27 protein-coding genes are annotated in these 25,700 nt (G+C 64.5%); 14 read left to right on the top strand and 13 right to left on the bottom strand.

Annotated features, from left to right (window positions below; all coding sequences use genetic code 11):
- Window positions 1–57: 57 nt before the first annotated feature.
- Entirely contained in the window at window positions 58–894 is an 837-nt protein-coding gene (locus tag I6L38_RS15745; protein WP_201882826.1) for a DMT family transporter, read from the top strand.
- 58 nt (window positions 895–952) lie between these two features.
- Here the strand turns inward: I6L38_RS15745 and I6L38_RS15740 are convergent, their stop codons facing one another.
- The 4 genes from I6L38_RS15740 to I6L38_RS15725 are packed head-to-tail and all read right to left on the bottom strand — an operon-like array spanning window position 953 to window position 4,186.
- Window positions 953–1,804, bottom strand: coding sequence for a glycine betaine ABC transporter substrate-binding protein (locus tag I6L38_RS15740; protein WP_201882844.1), 852 nt, complete (start codon window positions 1,802–1,804; stop codon window positions 953–955).
- A gap of 31 nt (window positions 1,805–1,835) precedes the next feature.
- Window positions 1,836–2,285 (bottom strand): VOC family protein, encoded by a 450-nt coding sequence (locus I6L38_RS15735; RefSeq protein ID WP_216988704.1) that lies wholly within the window; start codon window positions 2,283–2,285, stop codon window positions 1,836–1,838.
- A gap of 43 nt (window positions 2,286–2,328) precedes the next feature.
- Entirely contained in the window at window positions 2,329–3,504 is a 1,176-nt protein-coding gene (locus I6L38_RS15730; RefSeq protein ID WP_216988703.1) for an MFS transporter, read from the bottom strand.
- A 10-nt stretch (window positions 3,505–3,514) separates the two neighbouring features.
- Window positions 3,515–4,186, bottom strand: a complete 672-nt coding sequence (locus I6L38_RS15725) for an SDR family oxidoreductase (protein WP_017785605.1) — start codon at window positions 4,184–4,186, stop codon at window positions 3,515–3,517.
- A gap of 124 nt (window positions 4,187–4,310) precedes the next feature.
- On the opposite strand from I6L38_RS15725, the gene I6L38_RS15720 reads away from it, so the two are divergent.
- Entirely contained in the window at window positions 4,311–5,201 is an 891-nt protein-coding gene (locus I6L38_RS15720) for a LysR family transcriptional regulator (RefSeq protein WP_017780246.1), read from the top strand.
- On the opposite strand, the gene I6L38_RS15715 is transcribed toward I6L38_RS15720, so the two are convergent.
- Window positions 5,192–6,082, bottom strand: a complete 891-nt coding sequence (locus I6L38_RS15715) for a hypothetical protein (protein WP_216988702.1) — start codon at window positions 6,080–6,082, stop codon at window positions 5,192–5,194. The genes I6L38_RS15720 and I6L38_RS15715 overlap by 10 nt on opposite strands.
- Before the next feature lie 66 nt (window positions 6,083–6,148).
- Entirely contained in the window at window positions 6,149–7,372 is a 1,224-nt protein-coding gene (locus I6L38_RS15710; RefSeq protein ID WP_216988701.1) for an Nramp family divalent metal transporter, read from the bottom strand.
- Window positions 7,373–7,609: 237 nt separating this feature from the next.
- On the opposite strand from I6L38_RS15710, the gene rpsF reads away from it, so the two are divergent.
- From rpsF to I6L38_RS15690, 4 genes are all read left to right on the top strand, one after another.
- On the top strand, window positions 7,610–7,996 hold the full coding sequence (gene rpsF, locus I6L38_RS15705; RefSeq protein WP_005308887.1) for a 30S ribosomal protein S6: 387 nt from the start codon (window positions 7,610–7,612) through the stop codon (window positions 7,994–7,996).
- 30 nt (window positions 7,997–8,026) lie between these two features.
- The gene (gene rpsR / locus I6L38_RS15700) at window positions 8,027–8,257 is read left to right on the top strand and encodes a 30S ribosomal protein S18 (protein ID WP_005308890.1); all 231 of its coding nucleotides are present in this window, start codon (window positions 8,027–8,029) and stop codon (window positions 8,255–8,257) included.
- A 52-nt stretch (window positions 8,258–8,309) separates the two neighbouring features.
- Window positions 8,310–8,756 (top strand): 50S ribosomal protein L9, encoded by a 447-nt coding sequence (gene rplI / locus I6L38_RS15695; protein ID WP_005308892.1) that lies wholly within the window; start codon window positions 8,310–8,312, stop codon window positions 8,754–8,756.
- A 101-nt stretch (window positions 8,757–8,857) separates the two neighbouring features.
- On the top strand, window positions 8,858–9,598 hold the full coding sequence (locus I6L38_RS15690) for a ferredoxin--NADP reductase (RefSeq protein ID WP_216988700.1): 741 nt from the start codon (window positions 8,858–8,860) through the stop codon (window positions 9,596–9,598).
- A gap of 53 nt (window positions 9,599–9,651) precedes the next feature.
- Here the strand turns inward: I6L38_RS15690 and I6L38_RS15685 are convergent, their stop codons facing one another.
- The gene (locus I6L38_RS15685; protein ID WP_010635110.1) at window positions 9,652–9,999 is read right to left on the bottom strand and encodes a hypothetical protein; all 348 of its coding nucleotides are present in this window, start codon (window positions 9,997–9,999) and stop codon (window positions 9,652–9,654) included.
- Between the two features lie 18 nt (window positions 10,000–10,017).
- Window positions 10,018–10,296 carry a hypothetical protein gene (locus I6L38_RS15680; RefSeq protein ID WP_206220654.1) on the bottom strand — a complete coding sequence of 93 codons (279 nt, stop codon included), beginning with the start codon at window positions 10,294–10,296 and terminating at the stop codon, window positions 10,018–10,020.
- A gap of 274 nt (window positions 10,297–10,570) precedes the next feature.
- On the opposite strand from I6L38_RS15680, the gene I6L38_RS15675 reads away from it, so the two are divergent.
- Window positions 10,571–11,575 (top strand): hypothetical protein, encoded by a 1,005-nt coding sequence (locus I6L38_RS15675; protein WP_026141415.1) that lies wholly within the window; start codon window positions 10,571–10,573, stop codon window positions 11,573–11,575.
- A gap of 48 nt (window positions 11,576–11,623) precedes the next feature.
- On the opposite strand, the gene I6L38_RS15670 is transcribed toward I6L38_RS15675, so the two are convergent.
- Window positions 11,624–11,791, bottom strand: coding sequence for a hypothetical protein (locus I6L38_RS15670; RefSeq protein WP_005308905.1), 168 nt, complete (start codon window positions 11,789–11,791; stop codon window positions 11,624–11,626).
- Between the two features lie 56 nt (window positions 11,792–11,847).
- Here I6L38_RS15670 and I6L38_RS15665 point away from each other — a divergent pair, with 56 nt between their 5' ends.
- Genes I6L38_RS15665 through gshA form a run of 4 tightly spaced genes read left to right on the top strand, consistent with a single transcriptional unit; the run spans window position 11,848 to window position 17,747 of the window.
- Window positions 11,848–12,822, top strand: a complete 975-nt coding sequence (locus tag I6L38_RS15665) for an NADP-dependent oxidoreductase (protein ID WP_216988699.1) — start codon at window positions 11,848–11,850, stop codon at window positions 12,820–12,822.
- Window positions 12,819–13,256, top strand: coding sequence for a YqaA family protein (locus I6L38_RS15660; protein WP_139396685.1), 438 nt, complete (start codon window positions 12,819–12,821; stop codon window positions 13,254–13,256). The genes I6L38_RS15665 and I6L38_RS15660 overlap by 4 nt, the downstream gene beginning before the upstream one ends.
- Window positions 13,257–13,275: 19 nt before the next feature.
- A complete protein-coding gene (locus I6L38_RS15655; RefSeq protein WP_216988698.1) occupies window positions 13,276–16,089 on the top strand; it encodes a pitrilysin family protein in 2,814 nt (937 codons plus the stop codon).
- Window positions 16,090–16,148: 59 nt separating this feature from the next.
- Window positions 16,149–17,747 (top strand): glutamate--cysteine ligase, encoded by a 1,599-nt coding sequence (gene gshA, locus I6L38_RS15650; RefSeq protein WP_017780236.1) that lies wholly within the window; start codon window positions 16,149–16,151, stop codon window positions 17,745–17,747.
- A gap of 78 nt (window positions 17,748–17,825) precedes the next feature.
- Here the strand turns inward: gshA and I6L38_RS15645 are convergent, their stop codons facing one another.
- Window positions 17,826–19,616: a long-chain fatty acid--CoA ligase gene (locus I6L38_RS15645; RefSeq protein ID WP_216988697.1), complete on the bottom strand. Its 1,791-nt coding sequence runs from the start codon at window positions 19,614–19,616 to the stop codon at window positions 17,826–17,828.
- 185 nt (window positions 19,617–19,801) lie between these two features.
- On the opposite strand from I6L38_RS15645, the gene I6L38_RS15640 reads away from it, so the two are divergent.
- Window positions 19,802–20,347 carry a hypothetical protein gene (locus I6L38_RS15640; protein WP_201972079.1) on the top strand — a complete coding sequence of 182 codons (546 nt, stop codon included), beginning with the start codon at window positions 19,802–19,804 and terminating at the stop codon, window positions 20,345–20,347.
- Window positions 20,348–20,370: 23 nt separating this feature from the next.
- On the opposite strand, the gene rimI is transcribed toward I6L38_RS15640, so the two are convergent.
- Together rimI and I6L38_RS15630 are read right to left on the bottom strand one after the other, a co-directional pair.
- The gene (rimI, locus tag I6L38_RS15635; RefSeq protein WP_005308924.1) at window positions 20,371–20,820 is read right to left on the bottom strand and encodes a ribosomal protein S18-alanine N-acetyltransferase; all 450 of its coding nucleotides are present in this window, start codon (window positions 20,818–20,820) and stop codon (window positions 20,371–20,373) included.
- 50 nt (window positions 20,821–20,870) lie between these two features.
- Window positions 20,871–21,350 carry a DNA polymerase III subunit psi gene (locus tag I6L38_RS15630; protein ID WP_216988696.1) on the bottom strand — a complete coding sequence of 160 codons (480 nt, stop codon included), beginning with the start codon at window positions 21,348–21,350 and terminating at the stop codon, window positions 20,871–20,873.
- Window positions 21,351–21,588: 238 nt separating this feature from the next.
- On the opposite strand from I6L38_RS15630, the gene I6L38_RS15625 reads away from it, so the two are divergent.
- Together I6L38_RS15625 and viaA are read left to right on the top strand one after the other, a co-directional pair.
- Window positions 21,589–23,196 (top strand): ATPase RavA domain-containing protein, encoded by a 1,608-nt coding sequence (locus I6L38_RS15625; RefSeq protein ID WP_026140972.1) that lies wholly within the window; start codon window positions 21,589–21,591, stop codon window positions 23,194–23,196.
- A 52-nt stretch (window positions 23,197–23,248) separates the two neighbouring features.
- Entirely contained in the window at window positions 23,249–24,703 is a 1,455-nt protein-coding gene (gene viaA / locus I6L38_RS15620; protein ID WP_025202217.1) for an ATPase RavA stimulator ViaA, read from the top strand.
- Here the strand turns inward: viaA and I6L38_RS15615 are convergent.
- Window positions 24,650–25,573 carry a DMT family transporter gene (locus tag I6L38_RS15615; protein WP_216988695.1) on the bottom strand — a complete coding sequence of 308 codons (924 nt, stop codon included), beginning with the start codon at window positions 25,571–25,573 and terminating at the stop codon, window positions 24,650–24,652. The two genes, viaA and I6L38_RS15615, sit on opposite strands and share 54 nt — an antisense overlap.
- Between the last annotated feature and the right edge of the window lie 127 nt (window positions 25,574–25,700).

Raw genomic sequence — 25,700 nt, 5'->3', positions numbered from 1 at the left:
TGTCATGGCCGGGCAAACCGGGTATGCTGGGCGGCCTGTTGCTATCGGAACCCTGTCGTGACCCCAACCATCTTTGCCGCCATCCTGCTGGCAGCCCTGCTGCACGCGCTCTGGAATGCGCTGGCCAAGCGCCAGGCCGAGGGGCGGGTCAGCGTCCTGCTGGTCTCCCTCTGCTCCGGTCTGTTTGCCGCCCCCTTTCTCCCCTTGGTGGGCTGGCCGGTGGCGGCCGAATATCCCTGGCTGGCGCTCTCCATTCTGCTGCACTGCGGCTACTGCCTGTTTCTCGGCCGAGCCTACCGGCTGGGGGAGTTTGGCCAGATCTATCCGTTAGCCCGGGGCGGCGCCCCGCTGGTGACCCTGCTGTTCGGTGCCCTGCTGCTGGGTGAGGTGCCGGGGATGGTGGCGGTGACGGGAGCCGTGGTGCTGGTGAGCGGCGTGCTGCTGATGGCGTGGCGCGGCGGCCTGCGGCTGGCGCCGGCCGCGCTGCAGGCGGTGCTTGTCACGGCGCTGTTTACCGCCTCCTACACCCTGTCCGATGGGGCGGGGGCCCGCTCGGCCGGCGAGCCGGTGCGTTATACCCTCTGGCTGTTTACCCTCACCGCGCTGATGATGCCGCTGCTGATGCGCTGGCAGAGCCGCACCGCCTGGCGCGAGCTGGGGCCTGCGGCGTGGCGCAGCGGCGCCATCGGGGGCGTCCTGTCGCTGTTGGCCTACGGTATCGTCATCTGGGCCATGACCAAGGCACCCATCGGCCTGGTGGCGGCCCTGCGTGAGAGCAGCGTGTTGTTTGCGGTGCTGCTCTCCTGGGGCTGGCTGGGGGAGAAGCTGGGGCGGGTCAGGCTGCTGGCCGCCCTGATTATCCTGGGTGGGATCCTGCTGATCCGCCTCGGCTAGGGGCGTGCCCCCTCGGTGTTGACGGCCGCCCCCGACCTGGATGCCGGCGGTGGAGACATCAGGCTGGTTGCTGCAAGGCGGCAATGGCTTCCCGGGCGACCCGGTCGAGGGGCTCGCCGAGCCGGCTGACCCGATAGTCGAGGCGCTCTATCAGCTCGTTGCCAAAGCGCAGCTTGTCCAGCGCTGTGAGGGTGGCGCCGTCCAGTTTGTCCAGGCGATCCTCCCGTATCAGCAGCACGGCCCTGTCGACCCCGCCCAGCAGCCCTCCGGGTTCTTTCAACTCACGGATGGGATGGATGGCGTGCAGGAACTGGGGGCGCCACAGGGGCACGATGGCCCAGCGTTGCTCGGCCACGGCTTGCTCAAAGGCGGCCAGACACTGCTCCTGTGTCCCGTTCAGGAAGCGGTAACCCGCCTGCTCGAGCCCGTACACCTTCATGATCTCCCGCGAGAAGCGGCTGATGCCAGCCCCCGGACCGATCCCCTGGATCTGCGGCGTCATGCGCTGCCTTACCTCGGGGCGCAGCAGGTCGGCGACCTCGGCCACCTGATCGACGGGAACATACTCCGGGATGCCCCACAGGGCATAGGGCTGGTAGTGCAGCCCCAGCTCACGCACGGTCACCCGCTTCTCGACCTCGGCTTTGTAGATGCCGTGGCTGGCAGGCAGCCAGGCGGAGGCCAGCAGATCGATCTCGCCGCTGGCGAGCCGTTCAAAATTGGCCTCATGGGGGGCGTGGCTGCGGGTGACCCGGTAGCCCCGCTGCTCCAGAACGGCAGTCACCAGGGCCCCGGCCATGCGGTGGAATGAGAGATCCGTGATGCCGAGCCTGAGCTGGGGGCCAGCGCCCAGGCCCGAGGGGGAGCGGGGGCTTGCCAAGGCCCGCCCCGCCACTGCCAGGGTGCCCATGGCAATCGCGCTTTTGATGAAATGTCGTCTGTTACTCATCCCTATCTCCCCCGGCCGGCGGGTTGTTGTGCTGGTCTATGTCCGTCTGGGTGAAGAGCAACTCGACCTGCACCCCGTTGTTATCCCTCAGAAAGAGTTGCAGCTCGTTGCGCTCCGGGATGACCCGGCTGACGAAGGGCACCTCCAGTCGCAGCAGGCGAGCCTGCGTCTCTACAGGATCCGAGGCACTCAGCGAGATGTGATCGATGCAGCCGCTGCCTTGCTCCGTCTCCCGTTTCCCCAGATAGTCGGTCAGTCCCTCGCTCTGGGTGTTGGCAACGATGTGCAGCAGGGGGCGCCCTCCTGCGTAGAGCCAGCAACCCGGAAAAGGAAAGGGGGGCCGCCCCCCTTCCTGCAGGCCGATGGCATCGCGATAAAACGCTATGGTCTGCTCCAGCTGATCCGTGCGAAGCGTGACGTGGTCGATGGCATGTATGGTCATATGGCCTCCTGTCGGCTCGGAATGCGGGTGAAGGGGTCGTCGCCTAGCAGGCCAGGGCTCTTGGCCGGCCTCTTCGCTCCTGGGTCAGAATGAACAGCAGCCCCAGGGCCGGTACCAGCGCCGCGAAGAAGGGGAGGGCTGCCGGTCCCAGCTGGCTGTCGACGACGGCGCCACCGATCACTCCGCCCAAGGCGTTGGCGATGTTGAACGCCGAGATGTTGGCGGTGGCCGCCAGCTCCGGGGCCTGCCGGCCATATTTCATCACCCGCATCTGCATGGCGGGCAGATTGGCGAAGGTGGCCACACCAAACAGGAAGGTGGCGATCAGGAAAGGCCATGTGTAGTGCTCCACCACGCCGACCAGCAGCAGGGCCAGAATGGTCAGCAGTGGCCACACCAGCAGGGAGCGCCGCAGATTACGGTCGGCGCTGTGCCCGCCGATGTTGTTGCCCAGCACCAGGCCCAGCCCGACGACCACCAGCACGCCTGTGATGGCGGAACGTTCGAAGCCAGCCACCTCTTCTGCCAGCGGCGCTATGTAGCCATAGAGGGTCATGAAGCCGGCCCAGCCCAGTACGGTAAAGAGCAGGCTGGCCAGCAGGTTCCAACTGCGGAAGGCGGCAAGTTGCTGGCTGATGGAGGTGGCGTTCTCCCTGGGTTGGCGCTCGATGACGAGGGCGATGGCCAGCATGGAGAGCAGACCCAGCCCGGCGACCACCAGGAAGGTGGTATGCCAGTCGAAGGCGTTGCCTATCCAGGCACCTGCCGGCACGCCCAGCACGTTGGCCAGGGTCAGGCCCGCAAACATCTGGCCGACGGCGCGGCCCGCCATCTTGTCGCTCACCATGCGGGTGGCGACCACGGCACCGATGCCATAGAAGGGGCCCTGGGTCAGGCCGGCCAGGATGCGGCTCACGATCAGGGTGACGTAGTCGGTGCTGAAGGCCGCGATCAGGTTGGCGACCACAAACAGCACCATCAGTGCTAGCAGGATGCGACGTTTCTCGAAGCGGGCCAGCCAGAGGGTGAGCAGCGGGCCGCCAAAGACGATGGCCAGGGCATAGGCGGTGATGAGGTTGCCCGCCTGGCCCGTGGTGACCCCCAGCGATTCAGCCACCTGGGGCAGGATGCCGGCGATCAGGAACTCTGCGGTGCCGATGGCAAAGGCACTCAGGGTCAGGATCCAGATCCGGGCCGGGAGCGTGTTGGGCTCTTTCATGCTCATCTCCTCAGTTGATCAGGGCGCCGCCATCGATATCTATGGTGGCGCCGGTCATGAAGGGGTTGTCGATGGCCAGCAGATAGCCGGCGGCAAGATCTTCGGCGCGGCCGTACCGACCGGCCGGCAGGCTGGCGGCCGCCCGGCCCAGCATGGCCTCTCGCGCCTCGGGTGCCATGGCGGCGTAGGCCTCGGTATCGGTCAGCCCCGGACTGACCACGTTGACCCTGATGGGGGCCAGCTCACGGGCTAGCAGCCTGGCGGCGGCTTCGAGCGCGGCATTCATGGTGGTCTTGACCAGGGTACCGGGCACCGTTTTGCGGGCCAGGAACCCTGTGGTGAGGGTGATGGTGCCGCCGGGGGCCATATGCGGGGCAAGGCTGCGAATGACCGCCAGAGTGCCCCAGAACTTGGTGTCGAAGGCCGCCTTGGCGGCGGTGAGATCCAGCTCGAGCAGCGACCCACCAGGCGCCTGGGAACCGGCGGTGATGACCAGGTGATCCAGCTGGCCCAGATCGGTCAAGAGGTTATCGATGGAGGTCTGGTCCGTGATATCCAGGCCGCTCTTGCGGCTGGCGACGATGACCTGACCGGGGCGCTGGCGCAGGGCATCGGCGACGGCGCGGCCGATACCGGTGTGGCCACCGATGACAAGGGACAGGGTATGTTGATGAAATGCCATGGCAATGTTCCTCTCTGAGACGGCGGGGGATCCGCGCCTGTGTCTGCTGGAGAAGATAGATGTGACGGTGTATTTTGATAATTGCCGCAAAATCTAAAACATAATTCGGATTATCAATACAATCATGCTCGAGAACCTCAATCTGTTCCTGGTCATAGTGGAAAAAGGGGGACTGGCCGCCGCGGGGCGTGAGCTGGGTTTCTCCCCGGCAACCGTCTCGGAGCGGCTGGCCTCCCTGGAACGCTACTACGGCACGACCCTGCTCAGCAGAACCACTCGCTCCATCAGCCTCACCGAAGAGGGGCGCCTGTTGCTGGAGGAGGGGCGCCATCTGCTGGCCCAGGCCGAGGGGCTCAAGCGCCGTCTGCGCGATGGCGGGGACGAAATGAACGGGTTGCTGCGCATCAGCGCCCCTCATGATCTGGGGATCAGCCGGCTGGTGCCGCTGCTCGATCGCTTCATGGCACAACACCCGGGGATCACGCTGGATCTCAACCTGACCGACGGCTATCTGGATCTGGTGGGGCAGGGGATCGATCTGGCCCTGCGCTACGGAGAGCTGGCCGACAGCACACTGCGCACCCTTTCGCTGGGGGAGAACCGCCGGATCGTCTGTGCCTCACCCGCCTACCTGGCGCGCAAGGGGGAGCCCCGCCATCCGGAAGAGCTTGTCGATCATGACTGCCTGTTGATGCGTTTCGGAGAACATCCGGAGCGCTGGTGGTCTTTTCAGGTCGAGGGTGTGGTGAAGCGGGTGATGGTGCAGGGGCGGCGTATCAGTAACAACGGTTATCTGGTGCGCCAGTGGTGCCTGCAGGGGGAGGGGATCTGCCTCAAGTCCCGCTGGGATGTGGGGGAGGATCTGACCCGTGGCCGCCTGGTGGAGATCCTGCCCGAGTTCGCCGCCCCGGCGTCACGGCTGCAGATCGTCTACCCCTCCGGGCGGCATCAGCCGCGCCGGGTGCGCGCCCTGATCGACGCGCTGGTCGCCGAGTTCGGACGCCCTCAGGGGTAGATCCGGGTCATCATGACAAACCCCTCTGCATCGGCGGTGAGGCTGGTCTCGATCCGTCCCAGCTCGGCCAGCGTGGCCACATGGGTGCCACCGCAGGGAATGGTGACCTCCCGCCCTTCCAGCGGGCAGTGCCAGTAACGGGAGTCGATGATCGACTCGCCGGCCCGGCTGCGGCGGATCTCGCCTCCGGTTGCCAGCCAGTCGGCCAGCTGGCGATTGATGTGCGCTTCAATCTGCGCCAGATCCGCCAGCAGGGCCTCACTGTTGACCCCCTTCTTGCGCAGGCTCTTGCCGAGCCGGTACTGCTCGCGCGAGCCATTGGGCTCGACCCGCGAGGTCTGGATGGCGAGACGATCGAAATCGGGCTGCTCCAGCGCGTCCCGCTCGCTCACCTCCTTGCGCCAGTAAGGCATCAGCGCCCGGTTGAGCGCCAGTGCCGCCAGGTGGCAGCCGCTGTGGCCCAGGCTCAGGGCGTGGCGGGCCTCGGCATCCACTTGCAGCGCCACCTGACTGCCCACCGGCAGCGCACAGTGGCCGGCCAGCGGGTGCACCACCACGAAACGCCACCCTTCCGCGCCCCGCTTGACCGGGATCGCCTGGTCGACGAACAGCTCCCCATCCGGGCTGATGGCCCCCATGCGGCAGGGGCCGACGGCCGCGTCGCCACCCTCCCAACGCACAGTGCCCACGTCACCCGGCTGATCGGGCCAGAGGTGGCTCTGGGGATGAAAGGGGGTAAGGTCGGTGACCAGCAGAGTGGTGTCGCCGCTCTGGCAGCAGATGACGCTGGCCTGCTCCTGATGGTGGCCCAGCACGAAGCTGGCTCGGGTATGTGACATGGATAGCTCCCGCAGATCGAAGAGGAAGAGAGCCGCCAGCATACGTCAAAGCGCAGACCGGCTCATTAACCTCGGTTAATGAGCCGGTCTGGAGGCGGATGATGAGCGCTAGATCATGGCGACCAGCAGGTAGGCGTTGAGCCCGATCACCAGGGCGACGATGAGGCGGCCGACCGCCTGGGTCACCGGGTGGTTGCGATACTCCCCCATCAGGGTGCGATCGCCGGTCAATATCAGCAGCGGAATGAGCGCCAGCGCGATGCCGAAGCTCAGCACCACCTGACTCAGCACCAGGATCTCGGTGGTGTTGAGGCCCATGGCGATCACCACGAAGGCGGGAGCCATGGTGATGGCGCGGCGCAGCCAGAGCGGGATGGTGAAGCGCACGAAGCCCTGCATCACCACTTGACCGGCCAGCGTGCCCACCACGGTGGAGCTGATGCCGGAGGCGACCAGCGAGAGGCCGAACAGGGTGGCGGCCGCCTGGCCCAGCAGCGGAGTCAGGGTCTGGTAGGCGGACTCCAGCTCGGCCACCTGCTGGTTGCCGGAGCTGTGGAAGGCGGCCGCGGCCATGGCCATCATGGCCAGGTTGACGAAGCCGGCGATGGTCATGGCGATGGCCACGTCGACCCGGGTGGTGTGCAGCCGCTGCGGAACCGAGCCCTGATCCTGGGTGTGCTGGGTCAGCGCCGAGTGCAGATAGATGACGTGAGGCATCACGGTGGCGCCGAGCACCCCGGCCGCCAGATAGACGGCGTCGCTGTTGGGCAGGCCGGGGAAGAGGGCGCCCTCCAGCAGGCTCGGCAGATGGGGGCGGGAGAACACCAGCTCGACGATGTAGGCCGCCGCCACGAACAGCAGCAGGCCGCCCACCACGAACTCCAGCGGTTTCTGGCCGCGGGACTGCAGCATCAGGATCCCCCAGGTGACCACGGCGGTGATGCCGGCCCCTTCCAGCAGGGTGACCCCGAGTAGCAGCTTGAAGCCGACCGCGGCCCCGATGAATTCGGCCAGATCGGTGGCCATGGCGATGATCTCCGCCTGCACCCAGTAGGCCCAGACCGCCGGCTTGGGCAGCCGATCGCGAATGTGTTCCGCCAGGTTCTTGCCGGTGACGATGCCGAGCTTGGCCGAGAGAGTCTGCACCAGCATGGCCATCAGGTTGGCCCACACCACGACCCACAGCAGCTGGTAGCCGAAGGTGGAGCCGGCCTGAATGTTGGTGGCGAAGTTGCCCGGATCTATGTAGCCGATGGCGGCGATAAAGGCCGGCCCGAGCAGGGTCAGTTTGAATTTGCGGGCCGGGATGGCCGTGGTCAGCGCGGGTTGCATGGTATCAGCCTCCATAAGTGCATGGAGATAGAATAGATCTAAATGATAATTATTATCAATTGAAGTTTTGTATTGTTCCCATAGATAAAAACATCGGCGGTGGCTGGTTGCAGTAAGGGATGGGATTTCGTACAATACGCCGCCCTAGAAAAGCAGCGTCTAAACACCATTATGTTCCTTGCCTCCGAGGTCTGGCTGCACCTGGGCGGAGGCTGAATTAATCCGTAAGGAGCTAAAATGCGTCATTACGAAATCGTCTTCATGGTTCATCCGGACCAGAGCGAGCAAGTACCTGGCATGATCGAGCGTTACACCGGCGCCATCACCACCTCCGGTGGTACCATTCATCGCCTGGAAGATTGGGGCCGTCGTCAGCTGGCTTACCCGATCGACAAACTGCACAAAGCCCACTACGTTCTGATGAACGTAGAAGCAGAGCAAGCCGTTATCGATGAGCTGGAAACCAACTTCCGCTTCAACGATGCCGTTATCCGCAACATGATCATGCGCACCAAGCACGCCGTGACTGAAGTTTCTCCGATGGCCAAGGCCAAGGAAGAGCGCTTCACCCGTCGTGACGACGAGCGCCGCGAAGAAGCTACTGAAGCTGCTTCCGAAGAGTAATTCTGGATCACTGACTAGAGGATAAAGGCCATGGCACGTTATTTCCGTCGTCGTAAGTTCTGCCGCTTCACCGCCGAGAACGTTACCGAGATCGACTACAAAGATATCGTTACTCTGAAAAACTACATCACTGAATCTGGCAAGATCGTACCGAGCCGTATCACCGGTACCCGCGCCAAGTATCAGCGTCAGCTGGCACGCGCCATCAAGCGTGCTCGTTACCTGGCTCTGCTGCCGTACACCGATCTGCACAACAAGTAAGAATCGGTCCGGCACTTAAGCCTAACTCAACGAAATTTATAGAGGAAAGGTAATGCAAGTTATCCTGCTCGACAAAATCGCCAAACTGGGCGGTCTGGGTGACCAAGTTTCCGTGAAAGCTGGTTACGCCCGTAACTTCCTGATCCCGCAAGGCAAAGCTGTTATGGCCACCAAGGCCAACATCGAAGCTTTCGGTGCTCGTCGCGCTGAGCTGGAAGCCAAACTGGCTGCCAACAAAGCTGCTGCTGAAGAGCGTGCTGCCAAGCTGGCCGAACTGGCTACCGTGGTTATCGCTTCCAAGTCTGGCGACGAAGGCAAGCTGTTCGGTTCCATCGGTACCCGTGACGTGGCTGAAGCCATCACTGCTGCCGGCGTAGCCGTTGCCAAGAGCGAAGTCCGCATGGGCAACGTTCTGCGTAACACCGGTGACTACGAAGTTGCTGTTCAGCTGCACGCTGACGTTAAAGCAACCGTACAGATCCAGGTTGTTGCCCTGTAATAGCGATTCGCTTTTGCAGAAAAAACCCGCGCACTTGCGCGGGTTTTTTATTTTCAGGCCCGGGGGTAGAGTAAAGACCTGTTCCTCTGGAGGAGATCCCTATGGCCTGGGTCGAAGGTCGCGTTCTTGAACGCATCGAGTGGACACCCACCCTGTTCTCCCTGCGTGTGGCGGCTGAGCTGGCCCCCTACAAGGCGGGGCAATTCACCAAACTGGCCCTCGAGCAGGGTGATCGCCGCGTCCAGCGGGCCTACTCCTTCGTCAATCCCCCGTCTGCCCCCTATCACGAGTTCTATTTCGTCGAGATCCCCGATGGGGAACTGACACCGTCCCTGGGTTCCCTGCGGACGGGCGACAGCCTGCTGGTGCAATCCCTGGCGACCGGTTTTCTCACCCTGGACGAGGTGCCGGCCGGGCGCGATCTCTGGCTGCTCTCCACCGGGACCGCCATCGGCCCCTTCCTCTCCATGTTGGCGGACGGGGAAGCCTTTGCCCGTTTCGAGAATCTGGTACTGGTGCACGGGGTGCGCAAGGGGGAGGAGCTGAGCTATCGGGATCTGATAGCGAGCTTTGCCGAGCGTCATGGCGAGCGTTTTCGTTACGTCCCCTTCGTCAGTCGTGAAAGCTGGCCCGAGGCGATGGAGGGGCGGATCCCGGCGGCCATCGCCGATGGTCGCCTGCAGGCGCGAGTGGGGCTGGAATTTGCTCCCGCGCTGAGCCAGGTGCTGATCTGCGGCAACCCGGCCATGGTGAAGGAGACCCAGCAGACCCTGTTGTCATTGGGATTGGCCAAGAACCTGCGGCGGGCCCCCGGCAACATCAGTGCGGAGAATTACTGGTAGGAAAAGCGAACAAGGGGCCATGGGCCCCTTGTTCATGCTCGCCGGCAGTCAGATCAGTGCTTCTTGTTGCCGTGCCCCTTGTCCTTCTCTTTGAACTTGTCATGTCCCTGCCCCGGGTTGTTGCCGCTATGGATGCTGCGGTTGTAGTGATCCCGGTACTTGCCGTCGATCTTGTCGCAGTTGAGCTTGATGCGGCTGTCGCCGATGCCGAGATCCAGGCAGTTGTGCTGCCACCAGTCGTACTCCTTGTCATCCCAGTCGACGTTCAGCTTGATGTTGTCGGTGGAGAGCCGGATGCCATCGCCGTCCTTGGAGTGGGGCGGGGCGGCAAAGGCAACCCCGTTGGCCAGCAACAGGGAGAGCAGCAGGGCGCCTTTGTTGAACATGGTTGAATGAGTCATGACGAAAGTTCTCCTTGGTTACTGGCCGGTGCCCTGGGTGGCGGGCATCTGGTTGCTGCCGGGGGGAGCATTGCGGTGCTCTTCATCGTCGAAGCTGACCCTGCTTTCCCGGCATGGCGTCTGGGTGCCATCGTTCACTCCCGGCTCGAAGCAGTTGGTCGATGACCAGCCAAATTGCTTGTCATCCCAGTCCAGGTTGAAGGTTAGTGCATCGACGGAAAATGCCGTACCACCTTCCTCCTCATACTGCGGTGCTGCCAGCGCGGCGCCGGCAACCAGAAGCAGGGGCAGTAACAAGCTAGTCGTTCGGTTCATTGTGGCCTCGGTGGTTGGTTGTTGCGGGTCAGTGTATGCCAGTCTTGCTGAATCCGGGCAGAATCAGGCTCAATCTCCCATGCTACGAGAGTCGGCAGTGAGTGTATCGACTTTTTGCTGCCGATTTGTCCGTTTTGGTCGCACTCTGGGCAGCTGACCACGGATCTGGTGCAATTATGGTGATTGTCCTTCTCTCGAGGAGTCTGCTGACTATAATCGGCAGCCAACTTTTCCTGCATATCGCGCCCGCTTTCTCATGACCACACAGGCTTCTGCCGTGCTGCGCTACCCCAAGGGGTGGTTCGCACTGACCACGGTGTACAGTTTTACCGGCTTGGCCATTCTGGCCTCCATCGTCTTCTCCCTGCTGCTGTTTCTCTCCATCGACGAGAATCCCCTGATGAAGTGGCTGTTCGGTGGCCTGGCCATCATCTTCGAACTGGGCAAGTTCTACGTCTGGTATGAATACGGGGAGTGCAAGGCGCGTCGCGATCTGGGCGGGGCCTTCTGGTCGCTGCTGTTCTACAGCGTGCTGGCCGCCATCTCCATCGGCGGCAGCATAGGCGGCATCAACAGCGCCACCAACACCATCCTCAACCAGCAGGCACGCCATGAGCGGGAGATCGCCCGCTTCGACGAGCAGATCGCCAGCATAGAGCGGCAGATCCAGCTCAACGAGGAGGCGGCCCGCAAGTACATCGAGATGGCGCGCATCTCCAGCGGCGTCAGCGGCCTGCAGCAAGCCAACACCAAGCTCAGGCTGCGCCAGGACGAGCTGCGCCAGGAGCGCGACGCCAAGCCCGTCAACGAGCAATCCTCCATGCTGGGGCTGATGAGCAGCCTGGCGGACGGGGTGGGCATGAGCATCAGCCAGGTGCAGTTTCTGCTGGTCTGCTTCCTCTCGGTGCTGCTCGACGTGTTCGGCGCCTTCTTCGTCAGTCTGATCGGCGAGGAGAACCGTTTTCGCCGCAGCTGGCTGTGGCAGCGGGACCGCGAGCGGGAACAGATCGTGCTGCAGCAGGCGGAGGCCGCTGCCATGGCACAGCAGCTGCCCGGCCGGCCGGAGCCTGAGCCAGAGGTGGTGGAACAGGTGCGCAGCGCGCTGGAGAGCGGCGAGCTCAAGTGCAGCAAGCGCAGCGTCGCACAGGCGCTGTCGCTGTCGCTGGAGGAGGTGGACCGGGTGTTCCAGCATCTGCTAGCCCAGGGCGTGCTGGGGCAGGGTAGCAACCGCCACTACCATCTCAGTTCGCAAGGAAGTTGATCATCAGGCCACCTCGGGGTGGCCTTTTTATTGCGCGCGGGCGCTGTGCTAGTGGGTCAGCACCATCATCAGGCTGAGGAAGGCGGCCAGTCCGCCACCGATGCCGATGATCCAGTAAAACCCCTTGGCCCCCTGCTTGAGCGGGATGCGGAAGTAGAGCAGAAACGCCCACCACCCCAGGGCCAGCAACAGAGGAATAAGAAACATTCGAGCCATGGTGTCCTCGCTGTTATTCTGTTGACCCTTGATCAATCAACAGGATGGATTGTGCAATGACGCAGCTACAGATTACCGCATTCGGCGCCCCCTCGGTACTCAGGCTCAACCCTTCCCAGGACAAGGTGCCTGCCGAGGGCGAAGTGCGGGTGCGCATCTGCTTTGCGGGGGTCAACCCCATCGATGCCAAGACCCGGGCCGGCCTCGGCTGGGCGGCGGCGCAAAACAAGGAGAAGCTGCCCTGGACGCCGGGCTATGACGTGGCCGGCGTGGTCGAGAAGGTCGGCCCTGGTGTCGACTCGCTGGCCGAGGGGGACAGGGTATGCGGCATGGTGGGCTTTCCCCTCGCCGGCGGCGGCTACGGCGAGTCCGTGGTGGCCCGCGAAGAGGAGCTGGTCAAGCTGGAGGAGCTGGCTCTGAGGCAGGGTGCTGCGCTGCCGCTGGCCGGCCTCACCGCCTGGCAGGGGCTGTTCGAACACGGCGCCCTCAAGGCGGGGCAACGGGTGCTGATCCTGGCCGGCGCCGGCGGCGTCGGCCATCTGGCGGTGCAGTTTGCCAGCGCCTATGGCGCCGAGGTGGTGGCGACGGCGAGCGGTGACAACCACAGCTTCCTGCACGCGCTGGGGGCCAGCAAGATGGTGGATTACCACGATGCTGACTGGGCCGCCCAGGTGGTGGCTGACGGTCCGGTCGATCTGGTACTGGATCTGGTGGGTGGCGAGAGCGGCAAGGCGGCGCTCGCCTGCGTCAAGCCGGGCGGCCGGCTGGTGACGGTACCCACCATCACCGCCCAGCAGATCAAGGATGCCGCGGCCGGCAGCGCCATCGAGGTGCTTGGCATGCTGGTACATCCTGACCGCCAGCAGTTGAGCCAGATGCTGATCCTGCTGCGTCAGGGGGAGGTGCAGATCACCGTCTCCGGCGAATTCCCGCTGGCGGAAGGGGCCCTGGCCCATCAGGCCATCGAGCAGGGCCACGTGCGCGGCAAGCTGCTGCTGCGCATGCCCGCCGCGGATGAGCTGGCCGGATGAACGGCATCACCGAGCTGGGGCTCGGCTGGCTGTTTCTGAGCGCTTTCACCTCCGCCACCCTGCTGCCCGGCAGCTCGGAAGTGCTGTTGGGGGCCATGGCGGCCAAGGGGGAGTGGAGCATGGCCAGCCTGCTGCTGTGGGCGACGCTGGGCAACACCCTCGGCTCCATGACCACCTGGTGGCTCGGCTGGCTCGCCACCTTCAAGAAAAAACCGGAAGATTTTCAAGGCCGTGGGGAACAAAAAGCCCTCGGCTGGCTCAAACAACATGGCCACTGGTGTCTGCTGCTGGCCTGGACGCCTGTGGTCGGCGATGGTCTCTGTCTGCTGGCCGGCTGGCTGCGCCTCTCCTTCTGGCGCTCTCTCATTCTCATCGGGCTCGGCAAATTGTTGCGTTATGCCTTGGTCTTTCTGCTGGCCAGGCAGATCTTCTAGCTTCACTCACGAGGTAACCGTGAACAAACTCATTCCATTAAGCATGCTTCTGGGCCTCTCTCTGCCCGTGCTGGCGGCACCCACCCTGGTGTCGGAACAGGTCAAGGAAGAGGGCAAGCTCGGCATTCCCTATCAGATGTACAAGCTGGACAACGGCCTGACCGTCATTCTGGCGCCCGACCGATCCGATCCCCTGGTGCACCTGGACGTCACCTATCACGTGGGCTCGGCCCGCGAGCAGGTGGGTAAGTCCGGATTCGCCCACTTCTTCGAGCACATGATGTTCCAGGGCTCCAAGCACGTGGGGGATCAGGAGCACATGCGGATCATCAACGAGGCCGGTGGCGACATGAACGGCACCACCAACAAGGACCGCACCAACTACTACGAGACCGTGCCGGCCAACCAGCTGGAGAAGGTGCTGTGGCTGGAGGCCGACCGCATGGGCTTCTTGCTCGATGCGGTGAGCCAGAAGAAGTTCGAGATCCAGCGCGCCACCGTCAAGAACGAACGGGCCCAGCGCATCGACAACCAGCCTTACGGTCTGGTGAGCGAGAAGGTGGGCGAGGCGCTCTACCCGCGCACCCATCCCTACTCCTGGCAGCCCATCGGCTATGTGGAGGATCTCGACCGGGTCGACGTCAACGACCTCAAGCAGTTCTTCCTGCGCTGGTACGGCCCCAACAACGCCACCCTGACCCTGGGCGGCGACTTCGACACCAAGCAGGCGCTGGCCTGGATTGAGAAGTACTTCGGCCCGATCCCGCGTGGACCCGAGGTGGCCGAGCCGACCCCCGAGCCGGTGACCCTGCCCGAGACCCGTTACGTGACGCTCGAGGACAAGGTGCACCTGCCGCTGCTCTACATCAGCTACCCGACCGTGTCGCTCGGCGATGCGCAGGAGCCGGCCCTCGACATGTTTGCCGACGTGCTGGGCGGCTCCGCCAGCTCCATGCTCTACCAGTCGCTGGTCAAGAGCGGCAAGGCGATCGATGCGGGGGCCTCCCACTACTGTGAGGAGCTGGCCTGTACCCTCACCGTCTACGCCTATCCCAATCCGGCGGTGGATGGCAGCCTGAAGACCCTCAAGAGCGAGGTGGACAAGGTGATCGGCGAGTTCGCCGGTCGTGGCCTCAAGCCGGAGGATCTGGAGAAGGCGATCAACAGCTATCGTGCCTCGGCCATCTGGGGTCTGGACAGCGTCTCCGGCAAGGTGAGCCAGCTCGCCATGGGGCAGGTGTTCGCCCAGGATCCCAACTATGTGTTCAAGAGCCTGGACGCCATCGGCAAAGTGACGCCGGATCAGGTCAAGGCCGCCTACGACAAGTTCATCCTGAACAAGCCGGCGGTGGTGCTGAGCGTGGTGCCCAAGGGCAAGCACGACTGGCAGGCCGCCAAGCCCAACTTCACTCCGGCCAAGCGCGAGCTGCCGGATTACGCCAAGCATGACAAGGTGCTGGCCGAGCGGCCGGTGAAAGATGACTTCGATCGCAGCGTGCAGCCCAAGGCGGCCGATGCGGTGAGCGTCAAGGTGCCCGCCATCTGGCACGGCAAGCTCGACAAGGGGATCGAGATCATCGGCACCCAGAGCGACGAAATCCCTGCGGTTTCCATCATGGTCGCCCTGCCGGGCGGCATGCGGGCCGAAGGCAAGGGCGAGCTGGGGCTGGCCAGCCTCACCGCCAGCATGATGGGGCAGGGCTCGGTGCGTCTGACCGAGGCCCAGCTCAGCGACGAGCTGCAAAAGCTCGGCTCCAGCGTCAGCGTCTCCAGCGCCCAGTACAACAACCTGGTCACCATCAGCAGCCTGGCCGACAAGCTGCCGCAGACCCTGGCGCTGGTGCGCGAGGTGTATGAGCGGCCCGGCATGCGCGAGGCCGACTTCGAGCGGGTCAAGGCGCAGATGCTGCAGGGGATGAAACAGAGCGAGCAGCAGCCGGAGTGGCTGGCCGGCCAGGCCTTCCGCGAGCTGATCTACGGCAAGCAAAACCGCCTCGGTCAGCCGGGTGACGGCGTGCTGGCCGACGTGGAGAAGCTGACCCTGGCGGACGTGAAGCGCTTCTACCAGAACTACTACAACCCGACCAACGCCAAGGTGGTAGTGGTGGGGGACGTGACCCAGTCCCAGGTGGAGGATCAACTCGGCTTCCTGACCCAGTGGAAGGGGGCTGCCCCCTCCCTTGGCAGCCTCAAGCCCGAAGGCGAGCAGGCCAAGCCGGGCATCTATCTGGTGGACAAGCCGGGGGCGCCCCAGTCGGTGATCCGCATCGGCCGCCGCGCCATGCCGTTCGATACCACGGGGGACTACTTCACCGCCGGGCTGATGAACTTCAACCTGGGCGGCAACTTCAACAGCCGCATCAACCTCAACCTGCGGGAAGACAAGGGCTATACCTATGGGGCCAGCTCGGGCTTCTCCGCCAACCGGGAGGTGGGTACCTTCGCCACCGGCGCCAACGTGCGGGCCGATGCGACCGTGGATGCCATCCGCCAGTTCCTCAAGGAGATGGACAACTACCGCAAGAGCGGCCCGACCCCGGTCGAGCTCGCCTACATGCGCAGCGCCGTCTCCCAGCAGGATGCGCTCTCCTACGAGACGCTTGGCCAGAAGGCGGGCTTCCTGCTGCAGATGATCATGTATGACCTGAAGCCGGACTATGTGCAGGCCCAGAACAGCCTGATCAAGACGGTGTCGGCCGAGACGCTCAAGGCCAGTGCGGCACGCTGGCTTGACCCGGCCGAGATGGTGATTGTGGTGGTGGGGGACAAGCAAAAGCTTGAAAAACCCCTGCAGGAGCTTCATCTTCCCATCTATCCGCTGCAGCTGCCCTGAGGGCGCTACATAAAAATAGTGCCGCCCCCCTGTGGGGCGGCCACACATGAGCCGTGAATATGACTACGACAAGCTTGTCACTCACCGAGTTGTTGACCGCCCTGGGTTCGCCGGAACGGCTGACCGCCCTCAAGGGGATCCGGCGCGGGATCGAACGTGAATGTCTGCGCATCACCCCACAGGGGACCCTGGCCCAGACCGATCACCCCAGAAGTCTGGGCTCGGCACTGACCCATGCCAACATCACCACCGACTACTCGGAGAGCCTGCTGGAGTTCATCACGCCGGCCACCGACTCCATCGACAGCCTGCTGGAACAGCTTGGCGACATCCACCGTCACACCATTCATCACCTGGGTGATGAGCGGATCTGGCCGCTCTCCATGCCCTGCTTCGTCGGCGACGAGGAGAACATCCGGCTGGCCCAGTACGGCAGCTCCAACATCGGCCGGATGAAGACTCTCTACCGGCAGGGGTTGAAGAACCGCTACGGCAGCCTGATGCAGGTGATCGCCGGGGTGCACTTCAACTTCTCCATGCCGGACAGCTTCTGGTGCGAGTGGCAGGAGCTGGTGTGCGAGGGGTGCTGCAGCCAGCGCTTCATCTCCGACAAGTACATGGGGCTTATCCGCAACGTCTACCGCTTCGGCTGGCTGGTGCCCTACCTGTTCGGCGCTTCGCCGGCCATCTGCGAATCCTTCCTCAAGGGGCGCAAGAGCAACCTGCCGTTCCAGAAGACCGGCAAGGGCACCCTCTACCTGCCTTATGCCACCGCCCTGCGGCTGTCGGATCTGGGTTACACCAACAGCGCCCAAGCGGGACTCAAGATCAGCCACGACAACCTGCCGGCCTATGTGAGCAGCCTGCGCCGCGCCATCAACACCCATGATCCCGACTTCGCCAGGATCGGCGTCAAGGTGAACGGCGAGTACCGTCAGCTCAACGACAACGTGCTGCAGCTGGAGAACGAGCTGTACGCGCCGATCCGCCCCAAGCGCACCCCGCGCAGCGGCGAGAAGCCGTCCGACGCGCTGGAGCAGCGTGGCATCGAATACATCGAGCTGCGCACCGTGGACGTCAACCCCTTCACCCCGTACGGCATCGAGGTGGATCAGATCCGCTTCTTCGACCTGTTCCTGGTGTGGTGCCTGCTGCGCCCGTCCCCGGTGCTGGGTGACGAGGAGATCGCCCGCAATCGCCGCAACCAGACCAAGGTGGTGCTGGAGGGGCGCCGTCCCGGCCTCGAGCTGGAGGACGAGCAGGGCAACCCCATCGGCCTCAAGGAGTTCGGCCTCAAGCTGTTCGACGAGCTGGCCGAGGTCGCCGCGCTGCTGGATCGCTGCTGCGGCCGCAACCGCTATCGCGAGACGCTGGCGATGCACCGCGAGAAGCTGCTCAACCCCGAGCTCACCTACTCCGCCCGCCTGCTCAAGCAACTGCTGGAGAGCGGCAAGGACAACGGCGCCTTCGCCGACGAGCTGGCGAGCCGCTACCGGGAAGAGATGCTGGCTGGCGAGCTGCAGTACTGGGACGAGGCCTACTTTGCCGGCGAGGCACGGGAGTCCCTGGCCAAGCAGCGGGAGCGGGAGCGCAGCGACAGCCTGTCGTTCGACGACTTCCTGGCCGACTACTTCGGAACCAGCAAGACCCCGGCCTGATGACAGGCAACAAAAAAGCCGCTCTTGAAGCGGCTTTTTTATTTCCCTCAACCCGAGCGGTCTCAGACGTGGTTGTACTCAGACATGGTTATACATGGCCTCGATCTCGCTCTGGTACTTGGATTCGATGATCTTGCGGCGCAGCTTCATGGTGGGGGTCAGCTCACCCAGCTCCATGGAGAAGGCGCTCGGCAGCAGGGTGAACTTCTTCACCTGCTCGAACTTGGCCAGCTCTTTTTGCAGATCCTGGATGCGCGCCTCGAAGAACTCCACCACCTTGGAGTGGCGCAGCAGTTCGGTCTTGCACTGGTACTGCAGGTTGATGGAGCGGGCGTACTCCTCCAGCGACTCGAAGCAGGGCACGATCAGCGCCGAGACGAAGTGGCGGGCATCGGCGACGATGGCGATCTGCTCGATGAAGCGATCCTTGCCGAGGGTCCCCTCCACCAGTTGCGGCGCCACGTACTTGCCGTTGGAGGTCTTCATCAGCTCCTTGAGGCGCTCGGTGAAGTAGATGTTGCCTTCGCCGTCGAGCTCGCCGGCATCGCCGGTGCGCAGGAAGCCATCCTCGGTCATCACCTCGGCGGTGGCCTCGGGCTTGTTGTAGTAGCCGCGCATCACGGTGGGGGAGCGCACCAGCAGCTCGTTGTTCTCACCCAGCTTCACCTCGATGCCGCAGAGCGCCGTGCCGATGGAGCCCAGCTTGAACTGGCTGTCTTCGTAGCAGCAGACGGTGGCGGTGGTCTCGGTCATGCCGTAGCCGTACTTGAGGTTGAGCCCCATGGCCTGGAAGAAGAAGTTCACCTCGTCGGCGAGGCGGGCGCCGGCCACCGGCAGGAAGCGGGTACGGCCGCCGAAACGGGCGCGCAGCTTGCGAAACACCAGGCGCTCGGCGAGCCAGAGCTGGCCGTAGAGCAGGGGGGAAGCGGCTTTACCCGCCTGACGGGTGGCGACCATCTGCTTGCCGACCCGGGTGGCCCAGCCGAACAGGGCCTGGCGCAGGCGTGGGGCCTGAGCGACGCGAGCCTGGATCATGGCGTAGGCCTTCTCGTAGAGGCGCGGCACGGCGCACATCACGGTCGGCTGCACCTCGCCGATGACATCCATTACCTTCTGCGGATCGCGGATGTAGACGTTCTCGGCGCCGCAATAGAGCACGTAGTAGGTCCAGGCGCGCTCGAACACGTGGCTGAGCGGCAGCATGCAGAGCGACACATCCTGCTCGTTCAGATCGAGGCGACTGTTGTGCATCTCGAAGCAGGCGGCGATGTTGGCGAAATCGAGCATGACCCCCTTGGGCTCACCCGTGGTGCCCGAGGTGTAGATCAGGGTCAGCAGATCGTCCATCCGGTACTGGCTCTCGCGCTCGCGCAGTGCCTGTTCGCTGGGCTGGTGATTGCCGGAGACCAGAAACGTCTGGAAGTGGCTCGCCTGCGGGCAACCGCGCAGGTTGACGCTGCCATCGAGGGCGATGAGCTGCTGGATCTCGCCGCTTTCAATGAGTTGCAGCGCCTGGTCGAACTGGTGCTGTTCGCCGACGAACAGCACCTTGATGCCGGCATCTTTGACGATGTAGCGCAGCTGATCCAGAGTGCTGGTGGGGTAGATGGGGACGCTGACGCCGCGGGCGGCCAGGATGCCGAGATCGGCCTGGGTCCACTCCGGCATGTTGCGGGCATAGATGCCGACCATCTCGGTAGGCTGGTGGCCGGCGCGGATCAGCGCCTGGGCGCAGTAATCCATGGCCTGCCCCAGGGTACGCCAGCCGATGGCACGCCACTGGCCATCCTGTTGTACGCGCAGGGCGGCCTTGTTGCCAAGCCGGGCGATACGTTCCCGCATCAGTCGAACCAGGTGGTGTTTCGGCATCAGTCAGACATCCTCAAGTAACAGTTGTACGCCCTAAGGGGCACTGAAAAATCGCGCTGGAGTTTAAACTCTAAGATTACAGCTTACAAGTGTTCGCCATTTGTCCTGGATCACAAAGTCGTCAATCAGGAGAGCTTGAGGCATGATGGTGGCAGACGTGTGGAGCCATTCAGGGAGGGTGCATAATGAGCGTCGGTATCAAGGGGGTGGTGACCGGGGTATTGCTGTTGCTGGCGGGGGCCGGCGGGCTCTGGTTTACGCTGGGAGGCACGGGTGGCGATGAGGACAATCCCTGGCTGAGCGGCGCCGAAGGCTACGCCCAGGCGCAGCAGCTGGCCCTGCAGAAGGGTTATCCGCTGCTCTACGTGATCGAGCGTGCCAAATGCCGGCGCTGCAAGCTGCTGGATACCACCCTGTGGCAGACAGAGGAGATGGCGCCTGTGCTGGCCCGGCTGGTCAAGGTGCGCCTCAACCCGAATGCCGGGGATGGCAGCGAGCAGATACTGCGCCGCTTCCCGCAGGTGGCAACCCCGCCCGGCATCTATGTGCAGCAGCCGGGCGAGCCGCTCAAGCCCATCAAGATAGTGGTGGATATCCAGCAGATCTGGATGCCCGGGGTGACCTGGCAGCGCGGCTTCTTTATGCCGCTCTCCGCCGCCGGCTTCGAGGCGGTGCTGCACACCACCCAAAGCCTGCAGGATCCGGCCCTCGACAACGCGCCGCTGCTCTAGTGCTGCAGATGTAGCGTGGCGGCTTAGCCGAAGTCGAACAGGCGGGACATCAGCACGGCATCTTCCCGATCCTGACCGGTGCCGTAGTAGTCGGCGCGCCGGCAGTACTCGGCAAACCCCTCGCTCTCGTAGAGGCTGATGGCGGTGCTGTTGCCGGCCCGTACCTCGAGGAACCAGGCCTCGGCCTTGTTGGCCTTGCTGCGGCTCAGGTACTCCCTGAGCAGCGCCCGCCCCAGCCCCTTGCCCTGAAAGTCAGGGTGCACGCAGATGTTCATCAGCGAGCTGTCGCCTGCCACGAGATCCGAGATGTAGAAGCCGGCCGGCTGGCCGTCGACCAGCAGCAGGCCGTTGAGATAGCGCGGCCCGAAGCAGGAGAGCAGGTTGGCCTGGCTCCAGGGCTCCTTGTGGGCAGCCTGTTCTATGGGGTAGACGAGCTCGAAATCGGTCTCGAGCAGGGGACGAAATTGCACCATGGTGGCTCCTGGTCGGGGCGGCTGAACGAAGAGAGGGTGGGGCTCGGCACTCAGCCGAGGCGCCCCTTGAGCTGCTGCCACAGGACCCGTTTCTGGGCCGGGCTGGGGGTGAGCGGGCAGATCAGAGCCTCTGGCCAGGCGGGATCGGCCGCCTCCAGCCAGAGCAGGGGCGGGGTGTGGCCGGCGGGCAGGCTGCTCAGCAGGCTGACCTCGTCGCTGCCGATGCCGAGCAACTGGCAGAGATCCGCCAGCAGACTGGGGGCCGGCAGCCGGCTCGCCAGGATCCAGAGCTTGCCGCTCGGCGGCTCGCTCGGCACGGCCGGGGCGGGGACCGCCTCCTGCTGACTTGCCTGAGTCTCATTGGCAGGTGCAGGCGCAGCCTGATGGCCCGCCAGCAGGGCCGGCCGGCGCAGTTGCCAGCTAGGGATGCCCATCCGGGCCAGTAGGTGTTGCCGCAGGCGACCGGATGCCTGGTCTGGTTGCTCGGGGACGGGTTCCCGCGCTGTGGTCAGCTGCACTGGATCTTGCATGGGCGATGACTCAGTCTTGATCTGCATTGATGAAAAAAGCTCTGCGCAGGGTACACTCGAACGCGTTTTGCTGCATCTTTTGCGGTATGTTTTAGCCAGGAGAGGCGCTCCGACGCCCGGCAACCGACCGGTGCGAGCCAGAGGCGACCTCCCGACAATACAACAAGCAGGACAGGGAACCTTCGATCGCGTCGCGGGTGTGCCGGTTCCAGACAACCCCAGTATCGGAAGTGCGCCTATGCCACCTTTAGCATCACAGAATCTTCGTCTCGCCCCCATTCACGAACGGCTGCCACGCCTGCTGTCGGCCCTCGGCGAGGGGCTTTACGAGCGCCAGGATGCCCTGCGGCTTGGTCTGCTGGCGGCCCTGTCCGGTGAGAGCGTGTTTCTGCTGGGCCCGCCCGGCATCGCCAAGAGCCTGATTGCGCGGCGCCTCAAGCTGGCCTTTCATGAGGCGCGTCACTTCGAGTACCTGATGACCCGTTTCAGCACGCCGGAGGAGGTGTTCGGCCCCCTCTCCATCCAGGCGCTGAAGGAGGACGGCAAGTACCTGCGCCTCACCGCCGGCTACCTGCCGGAGGCCGAGGTGGTGTTCCTCGACGAGATCTGGAAGGCGGGCCCCGCCATCCTCAACACGTTGCTCACCGCCATCAACGAGCGGCAGTTTCGCAACGGCGACAGCCAGCACCCCATCCCAATGCGGCTGCTGGTGACCGCCTCCAACGAGCTGCCGGCCCCCGACAGCGGGCTGGAGGCGCTTTACGACCGCATGCTGGTGCGGATCTGGATGGACCGGGTGCAGGAGAAGGCCAACTTCCAGGCCATGCTGGCCAGCGATGGTCAGTCCCATCAGAATCTGCCGCCCTCGGTGCAGATCCACGGCGACGAGTATCTGGAGTGGCAGGAGCAGATCGACCGGGTCCGGCTGCCGGACGACTGCTTCGAGCTCATCTATCAGCTGCGCCAGCAGCTCGACAGCCAGCTGGCCCACAGCTGCTACGTGTCGGATCGGCGCTGGAAGAAGGCCGTGCGGCTCATCAAGGCGAGCGCGTTTTTCAACGGCCGCGACGAGGTGGCCCCGCTCGATCTGCTGCTGTTCAAGGATTGCCTCTGGCATGACGAGGCCTCGCGCACCGCCCTGCTGGAGATGATGACCGAGTTCTCCCGCCTCTACGGCTATCAGCAGCTGACCATGACCCGTCAGCTGATGGGGCTGCGGGACAAGTTCAAGCAGCTCAAACAGAGCGTGGCCCAGCGCCTGTGCTGCAAGGCCAGAAAGCGCCAGCAGTGGTTCGGGCGCCGCGCCCGCGGCATCCAGATCCCGCTGGCCAACGCCCGCCCGTTCGGCAAGCTGGTGCACTTCCATCTGCTCACCCCGGCGGCGCTGGATGGCGACGATCCGGAGCGGCTGGTGGAGACGCTGGTGTTCGACCGCACCCTGCTCTCCCACTGGCACCCCACCGGCGAGTCGCTGGTGGGCTGGCCGCTTGGCAACCCCAAGGAGGGTCACTACGAGCTGGTGCTGGACGACGAGCTGCGGCTGCACGTGCTGGATCTGCAGCGCCAGCAGATCCCGCTGGTGCTGGTGGAGCGCACCCCCATTCCCGAGGTGGTGATCACCCCCTGGCAGGCGGCCCTGACCGAGCTGCTGGCAGAGGCCGGTGTGCTGGCGCAGGAGCTCAAGCGCCAGCGCAACCTGTTCGAGCGCCATCAGCAGCACCTCTTCATCGGTCGTCACTGGTTGCAGCAGGTGGAGGACAGCTTCTTTGTGCTGAACCGGGATCTGGATCAGCTGCGCACCGACATCAGCCAGTGGCACGACCGGCTGCCGCAGCTGGACGCCTGAGTCATGGCGAGCGCGAAGGGGGCGGTCGTGAGCCAGGCCAGCGGAGGTCGCCATGCTTGAGATTGGCATGATGGATCTGGGGCTGCTCATGGGTGAGGGGGAGCTGGCGGGCGAAATGGCGCTCTTGCTGGCCTCCACCCCCAAGATCTCCGAGTTCATCAAACGCTCCCCGCTGCAGGGCAAATTGCTGCAAAAGCGCATCCGCCGCTGGAGCGATCAGCTGGGGGAGGAGATGCGCCACAAGCCGGTGCCGGTGGCGCTGGAGCAGGAGTATCGCCTCTATCAGGCCCACAAGGGGTTGCCGCTGGCCGAGCTGATGGGGCGCCTGCCGGCCCTGCTGGACGGGCTTGAGCAGTACAGCCCCTTCGCCGGCGAGGCGCGCAGCCTGGTGCGCCAGCTGATGGCTCACCCCACCGACAGCCAGCGCCAGCTGCTGATCGAGAAGTGGCGCACCAGCCTGGTGGGCAGCCTGCTGCAGCTGCAGCAGCAGATCGCCGAGGCGGAGCGGGAGAAGCAGCGCCAGGAGATCGAAGATCAGCTGCTGGCGAGCCGTACCCTGGCTGATGCGCTGGACCCCAACCAGATCTCCGCCGGCGGGCTCTGGGATCTGGCGCAGGGCAGCTGGCACAAGCGCAGCCTGGTGCTGGTCAAGCAGTACGCCCGCATGTTGCAGCGCGAGCCGCTGCTGGCTGAGATCGCCAACCTGCTGGGGCGCAGCGAGCAGGACAACCGGGCCAACGACTCGCCGGTGCCACCGGTGCAGGTGCACGAGCTGGAAGAGGTGCAGACCGACGACGTGCCGGACGATCTGGTGGGCATCCACCCGGCCAGCGACCTGATGCGGCTCTTGCCGAGCGAGGCGGTGATGCTGGCGCTGCCGGAGCTGGAGCTGGAGTTCTACCGCCGCTATCTGGAGCGGCGCCTGCTCAGCTACCAGTCGCGCGGCACCCTGCCGCGCCAGCGCATCATGCTGCGCACCCCTGAGCTTGGCGGGCGGCAGCTGCAGCAGCGGGGGCCCTTCATCGTCTGCATCGACACCTCGGGCTCCATGGGGGGCTACCCGGAGGAGTGCGCCAAGGCGCTGTTTCTGGCGCTGCTCAAGGTGGCGATGGACGAGAAGCGGGGCTGCTACCTGATGCTCTTCTCCACCGAGGTGGCGACCCTGGAGATCACCGCCGACACCGGGCTCGACAAGGCGGAGCGCTTCCTCTCCATGAGTTTTCACGGCGGCACCGATCTGGTGCCCTGCCTCGAGAAGGCCCTGATCAAGCTGGATGACCCCGCCTTTGCCAGAGCGGACGTACTGGTGGTCTCCGACTTTATCGCCCAGAGCCTGCCTCACAGCCTACTGGATCGGATGAACCGCCAGCGCAAGCAGCAGACCCGCTTCCACGCGGTGGCCATGTCCCGCCACGCCAAACCGGCGCTGCTGCGGGTGTTCGATAACAGCTGGCTACTCGACTGCGGCCTGCGCGGTCGCCTGTTGCGCCGCTGGCAGCGCAGCTGAAACCCGCCGTGCCGGCAGACTGGCCAGCACCACCCCGACACACAAGAGGCCAAGCGCCAGCCACACCGGCGGCGTGACGCTCTCCCCCAGCAGCCACCAGGCCAGCATGGCCGCCATCACGGGCGTGAGCGAGCCCAGCGCCGAGCTGACCTCGGCGCCCAGGGTGCGGATGGCGTGGGCGTAACAGAGTGCCGCCAGCAAGCCGGCGCCTATCCCTTGCAGCAGACCCTGCCAGAGCCAGACGCTGGCATGGCTCACGGTGGGCAAGGGGCTCCACAGGAGCGTCGGCAGCAGCAACAGGGCCGACGGCACCGCCACTAGCGCGGCCGCATCCAGAGCCGCCAGTCCGCTGCGTCTGACCGCCAGGGTAAACAGGGCCCACAGCAGGGCCGCCCCCAGAAAGCAGAGCTGTCCCTGCCATAATCCCGGTTCTCCGCCCAGCAACAGGATGGCGGTGGCCAGGGCGATGAGGGCGAGCCCCCAGCACCGCTGCAGGGGGCAGGGGGCGTGCCACAACAGCAGGCCGAGCAGGCTGACCATGAGGGGCACAGTGCCCGGGATCAGGGCGCTGCCCTGGGCCACCGGGGCCAGCTGCATGCCGGTGGCGCCGAGCCAGAAGAAGGGCAGGCCGGCTCCCGCCAGCATGGCCAGCTGCCAGCGCAGGGGCGTGCGGCGCAGACGGATGCGGTGACGCCAGTAATAGGGGAGCAGCAGCAGGGCCGGGATGCCGAAGCGCAGCAGCGCCAGCGTCTGTGGCGGGAGTTTCTCCTCGGCGCCCAGGCGCAGGGAGAGAAAGAAACCGGACCAGAGCAGCACGGTGGCGAGGGCGGCGGCCCAGCCGCTGCAACGGGGTGATGGTGTGAATGACATCGGGCTCCCTCCATGGCGTGTCCCGGCTCATTATCCCGCCAGGGGGGAGGGTGTTGCAGGGCAAACTGTTTGAGATATTCGGGGGTAATTGCTAGTTTCAGCCAATCCAAAAGGGATTTTTACCGGA

Origin of the sequence: Aeromonas sp. FDAARGOS 1408 (assembly GCF_019048665.1) — a bacterium.
GTDB lineage: Bacteria > Pseudomonadota > Gammaproteobacteria > Enterobacterales > Aeromonadaceae > Aeromonas > Aeromonas dhakensis.
Note: the sequence above shows the minus strand (reverse complement) of the source record. Positions and strands in the feature narration are given on the sequence as shown.